Origin of the sequence: Enterococcus sp. DIV0970a, assembly GCF_051711265.1 — a bacterium.
In the GTDB taxonomy this organism is placed as follows: Bacteria; Bacillota; Bacilli; order Lactobacillales; family Enterococcaceae; genus Enterococcus_D; species Enterococcus_D casseliflavus.
In genome coordinates this window covers 2,353,318-2,366,438 of record NZ_JBIOMF010000001.1, presented here as the reverse complement: position 1 = coordinate 2,366,438, position 13,121 = coordinate 2,353,318, and the positions used below count along the sequence as shown (strand labels likewise).

13 protein-coding genes are annotated in these 13,121 nt (G+C 43.3%); 12 read left to right on the top strand and 1 reads right to left on the bottom strand.

Annotated features, from left to right (window positions below; genetic code table 11):
- Positions 1-95: 95 nt before the first annotated feature.
- Complete coding sequence (locus tag IGK14_RS11315; protein ID WP_010749220.1) at positions 96-455, bottom strand: YxeA family protein; 360 nt, start codon at positions 453-455, stop codon at positions 96-98.
- A 246-nt stretch (positions 456-701) separates the two neighbouring features.
- Here IGK14_RS11315 and tuf point away from each other — a divergent pair, with 246 nt between their 5' ends.
- The 12 genes from tuf (at position 702) to scpB (ending at position 13,120) form a co-directional block, all read left to right on the top strand.
- Positions 702-1,889: an elongation factor Tu gene (gene tuf, locus IGK14_RS11310; protein WP_005229289.1), complete on the top strand. Its 1,188-nt coding sequence runs from the start codon at positions 702-704 to the stop codon at positions 1,887-1,889.
- Between the two features lie 212 nt (positions 1,890-2,101).
- Positions 2,102-2,731 carry a lysozyme family protein gene (locus tag IGK14_RS11305; RefSeq protein ID WP_005229291.1) on the top strand — a complete coding sequence of 210 codons (630 nt, stop codon included), beginning with the start codon at positions 2,102-2,104 and terminating at the stop codon, positions 2,729-2,731.
- A gap of 158 nt (positions 2,732-2,889) precedes the next feature.
- Positions 2,890-4,728 carry a DNA primase gene (dnaG, locus tag IGK14_RS11300; RefSeq protein WP_438712253.1) on the top strand — a complete coding sequence of 613 codons (1,839 nt, stop codon included), beginning with the start codon at positions 2,890-2,892 and terminating at the stop codon, positions 4,726-4,728.
- Positions 4,729-4,751: 23 nt separating this feature from the next.
- On the top strand, positions 4,752-5,858 hold the full coding sequence (gene rpoD, locus IGK14_RS11295) for an RNA polymerase sigma factor RpoD (RefSeq protein ID WP_154694530.1): 1,107 nt from the start codon (positions 4,752-4,754) through the stop codon (positions 5,856-5,858).
- Positions 5,859-6,166: 308 nt separating this feature from the next.
- On the top strand, positions 6,167-8,062 hold the full coding sequence (locus tag IGK14_RS11290; RefSeq protein ID WP_010749223.1) for a cell division site-positioning protein MapZ family protein: 1,896 nt from the start codon (positions 6,167-6,169) through the stop codon (positions 8,060-8,062).
- Between the two features lie 118 nt (positions 8,063-8,180).
- Positions 8,181-8,888 (top strand): AzlC family ABC transporter permease, encoded by a 708-nt coding sequence (locus IGK14_RS11285; protein WP_010749224.1) that lies wholly within the window; start codon positions 8,181-8,183, stop codon positions 8,886-8,888.
- Positions 8,881-9,198, top strand: a complete 318-nt coding sequence (locus IGK14_RS11280) for an AzlD domain-containing protein (protein ID WP_010749225.1) — start codon at positions 8,881-8,883, stop codon at positions 9,196-9,198. The genes IGK14_RS11285 and IGK14_RS11280 overlap by 8 nt, the downstream gene beginning before the upstream one ends.
- Before the next feature lie 34 nt (positions 9,199-9,232).
- Complete coding sequence (locus IGK14_RS11275; protein WP_010749226.1) at positions 9,233-10,096, top strand: CvfB family protein; 864 nt, start codon at positions 9,233-9,235, stop codon at positions 10,094-10,096.
- Between the two features lie 109 nt (positions 10,097-10,205).
- Complete coding sequence (gene fur, locus IGK14_RS11270) at positions 10,206-10,655, top strand: ferric iron uptake transcriptional regulator (RefSeq protein WP_010749227.1); 450 nt, start codon at positions 10,206-10,208, stop codon at positions 10,653-10,655.
- 233 nt (positions 10,656-10,888) lie between these two features.
- Positions 10,889-11,779 carry a site-specific tyrosine recombinase XerD gene (gene xerD, locus IGK14_RS11265; protein WP_010749228.1) on the top strand — a complete coding sequence of 297 codons (891 nt, stop codon included), beginning with the start codon at positions 10,889-10,891 and terminating at the stop codon, positions 11,777-11,779.
- Positions 11,780-11,793: 14 nt separating this feature from the next.
- The gene (locus tag IGK14_RS11260) at positions 11,794-12,543 is read left to right on the top strand and encodes a segregation/condensation protein A (protein ID WP_010749229.1); all 750 of its coding nucleotides are present in this window, start codon (positions 11,794-11,796) and stop codon (positions 12,541-12,543) included.
- Entirely contained in the window at positions 12,536-13,120 is a 585-nt protein-coding gene (gene scpB, locus IGK14_RS11255; protein WP_010749230.1) for an SMC-Scp complex subunit ScpB, read from the top strand. The genes IGK14_RS11260 and scpB overlap by 8 nt, the downstream gene beginning before the upstream one ends.
- Position 13,121 lies beyond the last annotated feature (1 nt).

The following is a 13,121-nucleotide window of genomic DNA, read 5'->3' as shown; positions in this document are numbered from 1 at the left end:
GCCCATAAATTATAGAGCCCAAAAAGCAGGGCGTCCTCATTTAGAAAGAGGACGTCCTGCTTTTTTATAGACGCTTGCTTGATCGACAGTAGCAATTATTGATGGGTCAGCTTTTCAAGAGCCACTTTAGGAACATCTTCTTCCGAAACTTCTTCCCAGCTCAGAACACCTTTATTAGGATTGACCAATAATTTCAAATAGGCGCCTTCTTTCAAAGGAGCGGAACGATGTTCATTCATTTTGACCGTTTTGACCTCACCAGAGGCGCTGTAGGCTGTTTGCGTATAACGATAGATGTTTTCAACGACCCCCTCGTCACTGACTTCGGTATCTTGTTCGCCCGCATCGTTGATAACTGTATAGTAGTCACTTCCACCATAGTAATAATCATAAGTAAGGAAGCAGCCACCAAGGAAAATTGCTGTAAAAACCAGCGCTGCAATGATTTTCTTCACATTTCTCACCTCATCTTCTATTATTCATAAAAACTAGGCTTGCGTCCAATGGATCACAAAAAGCAAAGAAATTCTTAGGGATTAGCTGCCGAGACCTCTTGCTTGACTTTGACTAATTTTGACCTATAATAAGGGTAGATTTAAACTTACAAAAAATAAGTTGATACTTATGAATTTGGAAGCGTAAATCGCAAAAATATGATTCGAGTCAACCAACGACTCAACTTTCTCTAGGAGGGAAACAATATGGCAAAACAACATTATGATCGTAGCAAACCCCATGTCAACATCGGAACGATTGGACACGTCGACCATGGGAAAACTACCTTGACTGCTGCAATTACCACAGTTCTTGGGAAAAAAGGGCTTGCCAATCCGCAAGATTACGCAAGTATCGACGCGGCTCCTGAGGAACGCGAACGTGGTATCACAATCAATACTGCCCATGTGGAATACGAAACGGAAAAACGGCACTATGCCCATATCGATGCACCGGGACACGCGGATTATGTGAAAAATATGATTACAGGGGCTGCTCAAATGGACGGCGCAATCTTGGTCGTATCAGCGACAGATGGCCCAATGCCACAAACACGGGAGCATATTTTGCTTTCTCGTCAAGTGGGTGTGAAACATTTGATCGTCTTTTTGAATAAGACGGACCTTGTCGATGATGACGAGTTGATCGATTTAGTTGAAATGGAAGTCAGAGAATTGCTGACTGAATATGATTTTCCTGGCGACGACATTCCTGTGATCAAGGGCTCTGCGTTAAAAGCCTTGGAAGGGGACCCAGATGCTGAAGCAGCGATCTTAACGCTGATGGATACGGTAGATGAATATATCCCAACGCCAGAACGTGATACTGACAAACCATTGTTGTTACCGATCGAAGATGTCTTTTCGATCACAGGACGGGGGACCGTTGCTTCTGGTCGGATCGATCGCGGCATGGTAAAAGTCGGGGATGAAGTAGAAATCGTCGGAATCAAACCTGAAACACAAAAAGCAGTCGTGACAGGGGTAGAAATGTTCCGCAAAACGATGGACTTCGGAGAAGCTGGCGATAACGTAGGGGTATTGTTACGGGGCATCACCCGTGATGAAATTGAACGTGGCCAAGTGTTAGCAAAACCAGGTTCTATCACACCGCATACGAAATTCCAAGCGGAAGTCTATGTGTTGACAAAAGAAGAAGGCGGTCGCCATACCCCATTCTTTAATAACTATCGCCCACAATTTTACTTCCGTACAACGGACGTAACTGGGAATATCGTTTTACCAGAAGGAACGGAAATGGTGATGCCTGGTGACAACGTAACGATCGATGTGGAATTGATCCATCCGATCGCTGTAGAAAATGGAACGACCTTCTCGATTCGTGAAGGTGGACGAACAGTCGGTTCTGGTATTGTTACCACGATCGAAAAATAATGATGAGTGAAACAGTGCTTCCTTTTGAAGAAGCGCTGTTTCCTTTTTCTTGTCGAAAGATCGCCAATCCCTCGGTCAGCTTATGATTGCTTGTTTTTTTCTAAATAATCTTGTGATTTTATTAAGGATTTTTTAGGAGAGAAAAAATTCTAGTCAGCCCGTTCATTTCATAGTACGATAGATTCTGACTTAGAAAAGATGGGATGTATTTGATGAGAAAAATTCGACGTTTCCTAGGATTTATACTGAAGCTGGCCCTCGTGCTGCTGCTGATCGGGGCAGGGGTTTGGGTCTATCGAAACTACACGGCATTGAAAGCTGTCTATGCGTATGAAGAAGCAATCGCGCAACAGACGCAAGCCCACGACATCTCTGAATATCAGTCATTAGCCATGAGCATCATGCTGACGGAGTCAAAAGGACAAGGCAACGACCCGATGCAAAGTTCTGAAAGTGTCTATGGAAAACAAAATCAGTTCGATACGCCAGAACAAAGCATCGAACAAGGTGTTTCCTATTTAGCTGAGTTGATTGAAAAAGCCGAGCAAATGAACTGCGATCTTTGGACCGCCGTACAGGCGTATAATTTTGGTACAGATTATATTGATTATGTCGCTGCCCGAGGGGGAGTGAACACCTTAGAGTTAGCAGAAACATATTCCAGAGAGGTTTTATCTCCATTGTTAGGCAATGATACGGAACAAACCTATCGTTACTGGGGCATCCAATCCGTTTTTTATAATGGTGGTCACCTGTATCATAACGGCGGCAATTTATTCTACGCTGATTTAATAAAAATGAATCAATGGAAGATCAATGTTACGGCGCGTTTCTTTTCATAAGCGTTGTAAAATAAGTGAAACAAAAAAGCTTGAAATACAAATAAAATATGGTAAAATCATTATGAGTGATTCTGTCTAATTATTCTTCGCACTGATATCTATTAGTGCGATTTTTTACCTAGTAAACCGATGAATACTTACCAAATGGAGGTGAGTGGATGGCACGAATTCCTCAAACGATCATTGACGATATTCGCGAACGTAGCAATATCGTCGATATCGTGGGACAGTATGTCCAGTTAAAGAAGTCTGGAAAAAATTATTTTGGTTTGTGTCCGTTCCATAATGAAAAATCACCTTCTTTTTCCGTTGCAGAGGACAAACAAATTTTTCATTGCTTTGGTTGTGGTCGTGGTGGAAATGTGTATGGTTTCTTACAGGAGCTTGAAGGGATCAGTTTTCCAGAAGCAGTCGTCAAAGTAGCAGAAATGAACGATATTCCTCTTGATCCACAATATCAGCAGTCTGAAGGCATCAATGAAGCGACCTCACAAACGAGTCAATTGATTGCGTTACATGAAAAAGCCGCCGAAGTCTATCATCACATGTTGGTGAATACGGCTGCTGGACAAGAAGCGCTTGATTATTTATTAGATCGTGGATTGACGATGGCACTGATCGAAGAGTTCAATATTGGCTTTGCACCGAATGAACGCTCGTTTTTGGAGAAAGTTTTTTTGAATGAAAAAGCCAAAGCAGAGTTTTTTCCTGATACAGGACTCTTTGTTCAGCGCAACGATGGCTCACTGGCGGATCGCTTTTACCAGCGAATCATGTTTCCGATCCGCAATCCTCAGGGGAAAACGATTGGTTTTTCTGGTCGGTGGTTAGCAAGCGAAAAAGTCGGTGATCAAGACCAACCAAAATATTTAAATAGTCCTGAAACGATTCTTTTCAATAAACGCGAGGTTCTTTTCAACTTTGACAAAGCGCGTCGAGCGATGCGTAAAGATGGCCAAGTGTATTTATTTGAAGGATTTATGGACGTGATCGCCGCTTGGCAAGCAGGGATCGAAAATGGGATCGCCTCGATGGGGACCAGCCTGACCAATCAGCAGATCGCTCACATCGAGCGAGTGGCACAAGAAGTGATTCTTTGTTACGATGGAGATAGTGCAGGGGTTGAAGCCACGAACCGTGGGATCGATCTTTTGCAAAACAATAGCCGCTTGAAATTATCTGTGGTTCGAGTGCCGGAACGGATGGACCCAGATGACTATTTGCGCAAATATGGGACAGAAGCTCTTTATAAATTAGCTGTACATGGGAAAGAAACCGTCTTTGCTTTCAAAATGGATTACCATCGAGCAAATCGAAATTTGGCCAATGAGAAAGAGCAGTTAGATTATGTCCAAGTCGTTTTAAAGGAATTACAGCGGGTGGATTCTTTGCTGGAGCAAGACCGTTATTTGACTCAGTTGTCCACAGAGTTCAACTTGAGCCGTGAGACCTTGCAGCAGCAGCTCAAGCAAAACCGGCAAGAGCAGCAGCCGCGGCAAGATGCACCGCCGCCAGCGCCAACAACCAATAATCCTATGGTCTATACGCCGCCAACGCGGCAGCAGCCCAAAACACAGGTAGAAAAAGCACAAGAATTATTATTGTACCGTTTGTTTCATGACAGTACGTTAAACCATCGCTTTCGAGCGAGTGGCATATCCTTTATCCATGATCGTTACCAACAGCTTTATCTGCTGTTTGATGCGTATATGGAAACAGAAGAACACTTTGTTTTAGCAAAGTTCTTAGATTTTTTAAAAGAAGATTCAATGAAAAAAATGGTGATCGATATTGCAGATCTTAAAGCTTCTGAGGAAGGGACTGAACAAGAATTTCAGGACATTCTGCAGGTATTTCAAAAGTCGGGCATTGCTGAAGAAATCAATCAAAAACGAATCCAGCAGCAAGAAGCAAGACAAAAAGGAAACCAGCAATTAGAACTTGAACTTGCGATCGAAATCATTGATTTGACCAAACGGTTGAAACAAGCTAAATAGCGAACTGAAAGGGGCTTTCTTTCATGGCAGAAGAAACAAAAAAAACGTATGACAAAGCAGTTGCCGAATACATCCGAGAAAATAAAACAAAGGGGCAAGTTGTTTACGATGACATTACGAATCATTTAGCAACGCCATATACTTTGGATGCTGATGCAATGGACAAATTAATTCAAAAACTGGAGGATTCAGGCATCAGTGTTGTGGATGAAAATGGAGAGCCTTCAGTCCATAGTCTAAAGAGCAATGAAAAACGACAAGAAACACAACCTCAAGAAGATCTGTCTGCACCAACTGGTGTGAAAATCAATGACCCCGTTCGGATGTACTTGAAAGAAATCGGTCGTGTGCCGTTATTGACCGCAGAAGAAGAAGTGGCGCTCGCACTGAAAATCGAAGAAGGCGATCAAGAGGCAAAACAGCGTTTGGCAGAAGCCAACCTACGTTTGGTCGTTAGTATTGCCAAACGTTATGTGGGTCGAGGAATGCAATTCCTTGATTTGATCCAAGAAGGAAACATGGGCTTGATGAAAGCCGTTGAGAAATTCGACTACCGCAAAGGGTTCAAATTCTCGACGTATGCGACCTGGTGGATCCGTCAAGCGATCACCCGTGCGATCGCTGACCAAGCGCGAACCATTCGTATTCCTGTGCATATGGTGGAAACCATCAACAAATTGATCCGTATTCAACGGCAATTGCTGCAAGACTTAGGGCGCGAACCGACACCAGAAGAAATCGGCGCAGAAATGGATCTGCCGACGGAAAAAGTTCGTGAAATCTTGAAGATCGCTCAAGAACCTGTTTCATTAGAAACACCGATCGGTGAAGAAGACGATTCTCATCTAGGTGATTTTATTGAAGACCAAGATGCCACAAGTCCAGCAGAGCATGCGGCTTATGAGCTGTTGAAAGAGCAGCTAGAAGATGTACTGGATACGTTGACTGACCGTGAAGAAAACGTGCTGCGCTTGCGTTTCGGAATCGATGATGGTCGTACTCGGACATTAGAAGAAGTCGGCAAAGTCTTTGGGGTAACGAGAGAACGGATTCGTCAGATCGAAGCAAAAGCATTACGGAAACTACGCCATCCATCTCGTTCAAAACAATTGAAAGATTTCTTAGAATAATCAAGGTTTATCGACTTTCCAAAGGAACCCTTTGGAAAGTCTTTTTTATTCAGATTCTGTCCTCTCGACACAAGATTGGTAAAGAACTTAATAAAAACGTAACCAAGCAAGTGTTGGCTAATTGCCAAGAATGTGATAAATTTAATTTTGTGCATCTGCATCAAAACGTAACAAACAACGAAGTGTCAAAAAAGACCCATTATTTGCTGGTCTAAAAAAAGAAGCAGTAGGTACAGCAAGCGTCTGATGAAAGAGGCGACTGCTTCATAAAAGGAAATGCAAAAAACAAAAGGAGTCAGTTTGAATCAATGAAGAAGACATGTCCTGAATGTGGATTTCAAGCAATAGAAGAAACACCCGTTTGTCCCAATTGCGGGTTCCAATGGAACCAGGCAAAGGAGAATGAACTGGAACCAACATCTGACTCTTCCGTTACGCCAGAAGAGCCACAGAATAAAAATGATGATATTCGCTGGTCAGACTTTAAAAACGTCCCGATCGGAAAAATGGAGGAGCACTTAGGTGATCGGCCATCCTCAAATGAAGAAACGATCGACCTCGCGCAGCAAGGGACTTTTTCCGATGAGCAACATGTAACCCCCACATCAGCCTCTAAGAAAGAAGCTGAGGAAAAAACGGAAGTAGAAAGTTCTAGCGCAACGCAAGAGCAAACGACATCAGCCAGTGAGGAAGCAAGTGAAACCGATGCATTAAGTACGGAGGAACAGCATGACGCTGATATTTTGGCTGCTTATATCCGCCAACACAAACTTGATGAAGAAGAAAAAGCCGCTGCTCTAGAAGCAGAAGCCACCACTGATGATTTGTCTGCTACTGAAGAAGAAAGTCAGGAACAAGCCAGTGAGGAACCTCTACTGATAAGCGAAGATGAACCAGTGACGGATCCAGTCATTGAAGAAGCGAAGAAGCAGCCAGAACCAGTGATCGATCCAATTCCTGAGCCGATCACCGCAGCGGATGAAGCACCGAAAAAGGCGACTACTGAAGAAAAAACGTCGACGCCTAGCGAAAAAAAGAAGAGTCCTCGCAAAGCACTCTATATTACAGCGGCTTGTTTAATAGTGGCAGCTGGTGGCGGTTGGGCGTATTACTATCAACAGCAGCAACAAGAAACAGCCCGAGAAACGCAACTGGCGCAGGAAAACCGTACACTCGATCAAATTGAAAATGAGCTGAATGATTTTTATACAAATGATGAACGAGTGTTCATTAAAAACGACAAAACATCAGAACAGCTGACGGCTGTGACGAATCAGTTGGCAGAGTTTCAAGACCATGAACGGTACGATGCCTTGTCACAAGAAGCTGCGACGATCGCTGACAAACTAGCAACTTTGACCGAGATCAACAGCTATTTTAGCAGTCCTGCCGTTGTGGAAGATCAATTGGAAGAAGTCTCATTGAAAGAAGCGGCTGCCGTCACAATGGCGAAGCGTGAGAACGGGGATGCCTTTGATGAGTTGATCAATCAAGCCATCGACATGGGACAAAAAGAGTTCAGTGCGATCGAGGAGGTTCAAAATGCGGTGAAGAGCATGGTGGCTTTAAGTGGTGATGGTGAAGCACCTGCAAGTATCACCCGTGAGAACTACAATGCCTTGATGAAAAAAGTCCAAGCTTTACCGATCGATTCATTGGTGGAAAGTCTCACTGCTGATCTGCGCAAAGTCGATACTGCGTTGACGAAGCGTGAAACCGCTACGCAAGAAGCAGCGGCACAACAACAAGCGGCCCAAGAAGCAGCACAAGCGGCGGCTTCTGCGAACAACGCTTCCGCTTCAAGCGGCGGTTCTACAAGCGCTGCGACGCCTGCACAAAGCACGTCTGAAGAAGAGTATGTGCTTTCGCCAAATACGCCAACAAACACCAATAATCAGCCAATCATTCCAGCCCGTCAAAGTGATTTGAATGATGTAAACAATAGCGCTTGGGTATGGGCAGATGGTGTCCAAGAAAAAATCATCGCCACAGCGATTGCCCGTGGTTACGTGGTTGAAGGTGGGTATACTTTTGAACGCGTGCGGATCGTCAACGGCGAAGGCTATTACAATTTTTATGCGACAAATGCCCAAGGCAGCTTGCTTAAAGGAACGGATGATTCAGCGTTCCCGCTATACTTATTTACGGTAAACGCCAAAACTGGCTATTTCAGAGGCAATGGGAACGATCACACCGTTCGCTAAGTCTCATGAGTCGCTAGAAAACTTTCAGAGTTATTACATGCACATGTGAAAAACACTTGTTTCCCCTCCCTGTTTTCGATATGATGAAAGATAATCGTTCAAACAGGGAGGGTTTTTTGTGCAGAAAATAGAAAGATATGATCGCTTTGAAGATGGGGTCATTGCTTGTGTACCAACGATTCTTGGGTACTTAGGGATTGGTTTTGCGATGGGGGTCGTGGGAAAAGGCGTTGGGTTGTCGATTCTTGAAATTATTTTAATGTCTATTATTGTCTATGCAGGTAGTGCTCAATTTATTATTTGTGCATTACTCGCGATTCAAGCACCTTTCACGACGATCGTCGCAACCGTCTTTTTAGTGAATTTACGACATTTCTTAATGAGCTTATCAGTGGCTTCCTATTTTAAAAAGACTCCTTTGCTTTCTGCTATTGGGATTGGGACGCTTTTGACTGATGAGTCCTATGGCGTTTTGACGACGGCACTGCAACAAGACAAACCAGTCACAGCGAAATGGACCCATGGGTTGAACGTGATGGCGTATTTGAGTTGGATCTTCGCAACCTTTTTGGGCGGACTATTAGGCTCGTTTATTCCAGATCCAGAAGCGTTAGGCTTAGATTTTGCCTTGGTAGCCATGTTTGTTGGTCTTTTTTTATTTCAAGTAGAGCGACCCCTCAAGAAGAAAACCCAGCAAACGCTCTTAGTACTCGGGGCAGTTGTGGGGACATTGATTTTATTTATGCGTTTTTCGACTGCTGAGATCGCGGTAATTGCTGCGACCTTGGCAGGATGTTTGGTTGGGACGGTGACACATCATGACTAATTTTGTTATACTAATGCTAGCATGTGGGTTGGTTACTTGGATTCCGCGGATCGTTCCTTTTTTATTTTCTAAAAAGCTCGTATTTCCAAAACCTTTCACCATCTTTTTGAGTTACTTGCCGTTGTGTATTTTGGCGGCATTGTTGGTTCAAAATTTGCTGATCTTTCGAGAAGGGCAGTTTCCCATCTTGAAAGTCAAAGAAACTGTTGCCTGTATCCCAGCATTGTTGGTGGGGTATTATACAAAAGATTTGATGAAGATCGTTATCACAGGCGTTATTGCTATGGCACTGCTGCGTTTCTTTTTTTAGCAACGGGCAGTTTTTATGAAGAAGGAGAGAATAGATGAAAGACTTATTAGCATCCGTATTTAGCGGATTGATCATTGATGAAAATGAACAGAATTATTTTGTTCAAAAAGGCGGGGTTACCTTCCGACTAGCCAAGGAAGAAGGCGAACATCATTTAGGTGAAGCCGTCGAAGGGTTTGGCTATCAAAACCAAAAGCAAGAAAATGTGCTCACTACGAATATTCCGAAAAGCCGCAAAGGGCATTATGCCTTTGGTACAGTCACAGGAAGCCGTCGCGACTTAGGCGTTTTCGTCGATATCGGTTTAAAAGACAAGGATATGGTGGTTTCATTAGATGAATTGCCAACAATGCGGGAACTTTGGCCCAAAAAAGGCGACCGTTTGATGGTCAGCTTGCGCGTCGATGACAAAGAGCGTATATGGGCTTCGTTAGCAGATGAGAAAATCTTCAAGGCACTGAGTAAGAATGGTACGGAACAGATGAAGAATCAAGATGTTACAGGTACCGTGTATCGCTTAAAACTAGCGGGAACCTACTTATTGACGGATGATTTTTATATTGGCTTCGTCCACCCATCAGAGCGCTACCAAGAGCCGCGTCTTGGGGAAGCTGTCAAAGGACGAGTGATCGGGGTTCGTCCAGATGGCGTCTTGAACCTTTCATTGAAACCAAGAGCCCACGAGGCGATTTCAAATGATGCCGCCATGGTCCTAACCTTTTTAGAACGAGCGCCAGAAAATAAAATTCCTTTTACCGATAAATCAGCACCAGAAGAGATTTTACAAACGTTTGGTATTAGTAAAGGCCAATTTAAACGGGCGTTAGGAACCTTGATGAAACAGCGTTTAATTGAGCAAAAAGACGGCTTTACGATTCTTGTTAAAAAACCTAATTGAGAATACTTGTTTCTTTTGCTGTTCTAATTTATAATGATTACAATGTTTGTCTTGAGTGATTCTCACTCAAATTAGAATCGTTATAAATTAGCGGCATACGGAGGCAACTATGAACACAACAGCAGCGTTAAAAAAGACCAAGAAACAATTGCACGAGTCGGGGTTCAAATTAACTCCTCAGCGAGAAGCGACGTTGTTGGTCTTATTAGAAAATGAGAAAGATCATTTATCCGCCGAAGAGATTTTCTTCTTTGTGCGCAAAAAAAATTCTGAGATTGGCTTAGCAACCGTCTATCGAACATTGGAGATTTTGACGGATTTGAAAATCGTCGATAAAGTCAGCTTTAATGACGGTGTCGCTCGTTACGATCTACGTAAAGAAGGCGCCAAACATTTCCATCATCATTTGTTGTGTTTGGAATGCGGCAATATTGAAGAGGTTGAAGAGGATCTGTTGGGCAGTGTCGAAGAGATCGTCGAACAAAAGTACCATTTTTTAGTAAAGGATCATCGGTTGACATTTCATGGTGTCTGCCAAAAATGCCAAAACAAAGCCTAGTGTCTGTAGCTGGGCAATTTGAAAAGATTTTGTTATCACCCGAATGATAGTCAGATGGTTTCAATAGGAAGAGTGTCCTTTTTTCCGATTTGAAAGAAACCAAAAAATCTGCTATGATTCGGGTGTTTCCTTGGGCAAAAGATACGGGTAGATGCCTCCTTTTTGTTGGCAAGCTACTATCTAAACGAGCCAGAATTTGATATGATAAAAAAGCTGAAAGTAGAGGAAGCCCCATGAACGAACAAATTATTGATTATCTTCATTATTTGACCATTGAGCGCGGGCTATCCCAAAATACCCGTGCCAGCTACCAGCGGGATCTGCAACAGTATCTTGCGTTTTTACAAAAAAAACAAGTGACGCAGTGGCAACAGATCGACCGAGTGATCGTTTTGTCTTTTTTGCAAAATCTGCAAGAGGCGGGAAAATCCTCGGCAACCGTGATTCGGATGGTTTCCAGTTTGCGAAGATTCCATCAATATTTGCGTCAAGAACGGTTGACAGATCATGATCCGATGCAGCATATTGATTCGCCGAAAAAACAGCAGAAGCTACCTGACACTTTGAGTTTGCAGGAAGTGGAGCGCTTGATCGAAACACCAGATACTCGAGCGGTGTTGGGCATTCGCGATCGAGCGATTTTGGAAGTGATGTATGCGACAGGTTTGCGCGTCAGCGAGTTGATCGGTTTGAAATTGAATGATTTGCATTTAAGTATGGGCTTGTTGCAAACAACCGGGAAAGGCGACAAAGAACGGATCGTCCCATTAGGGGATTTAGCGATTCAATGGATCGAAACGTATCTCAGCGATGCACGTCCGTATTTGACGAGAAAAACACCGGATGAAAGCCACCTGTTTGTAAACAACCATGGCACACAGCTGTCTCGTCAAGGAATCTGGAAAAATTTAAAAGCCTTGGTTCGACAAGCTGGGATCACCAAAAATGTGACTCCCCATACGTTGCGCCATAGTTTTGCGACTCATCTATTAGAAAACGGCGCAGATCTGCGAACGGTTCAAGAGCTGTTAGGACACGCAGATATCTCGACCACTCAGATTTACACGCATATAACGAAGAAACGGATGACGGAAGTGTACAAGCAGCACTTTCCGCGCGCCTAGAAATCGAGGATGGAATGGAAGAAATCAAAATAAAATTAGCTGTCTTTGAAGGACCGTTGGATTTGCTGCTTCATTTGATCAAAAAACTGGAAATCGATGTTTATGACATTCCAGTTGCAACCATCACCGAACAATACATGCAGTATATCCATGCCATGAAAATTTTAGAATTAGAAGTCGCTGGTGAATATTTAGTCATGGCGGCAACTCTGATGGCGATCAAAAGCCAGATGCTGTTACCGAAACAAGAGCTGATTGCTGAAGTGGAAGAGTACGAAGAAGATCCACGGGATATGCTAGTGGCACAGCTGCTAGAATACCGCAAATTTAAGTATGCAGCCGAGCAGCTTTCCGAAAAAGCGGAAGAGCGCAGTTTGTATTATACGAAAGATCCGATGGATGTCGATGAATACAAAGAGGAAGAAGATCAGTTAAGAGCCAATCAATTCAATACGATCGATCTCTTTTTGGCTTTTCAAAAAATGATCGAGAAAAAGAAAAATCGCCAAGTACTTGAAACCAAAATTTCTCCTGATGAAAGCACCATCGATGAAAAGATGGCGGCGATTCAGCTGGAGATGCAACATGTCAGTGCCAAAAAAGGCCGCAGCTTTGATTCGTTTTTTACGACCTACAATAAAACAGAAGTTGTGGTGACCTTTATGGCACTGTTAGAATTAATGAAAAAAGGAACGATTCGAGTAGAGCAATCAGACAATTATGCGTCGATTCTGCTCTATCCAACAGGTAAAGAAGATGAGTAAATATAGTGAATTAGAAGCGATCTTATTCGTCGTCGGTGATGAGGGGATCGGACTTGAAGAATTGAGTTACTTAGTCAAAAGCAATACTGCCAGTGTCTATCAGCATTTACAGGAACTAAACCAGCAATATGAAGAAAATGAACATACGGCGTTGCATATTCTTGAAGTGGGCAATCATTTTATTTTGACTACCAAGAAACAATTTGCCCCGTTATTGAAGAAATATGCTGAATCACCGATGGGCAGCTCATTGTCGCAGGCCGCTTTAGAAACGTTGTCGATCATTGCTTACAAGCAGCCGATCACTCGGATGGAAGTAGAAGAGATCCGCGGCGTCCAATCCAGCGGTTCGGTTCAAAAATTGGTGGCAAAACGACTGATTGAAGAAAAAGGCCGGGTTGACGGACCAGGACGAGCGATCCTATATGGTACGACGGAATACTTTATGGATTATTTTGGCTTAAAAAGTTTGGCTGAATTGCCTGACATCCAATCCATGGAAGATGAACTTGAAGAAGATGCACCGTTTGATCTTTTTTACGACCGCTACAAACAAGCAGACACAGAAGGAGAATGAA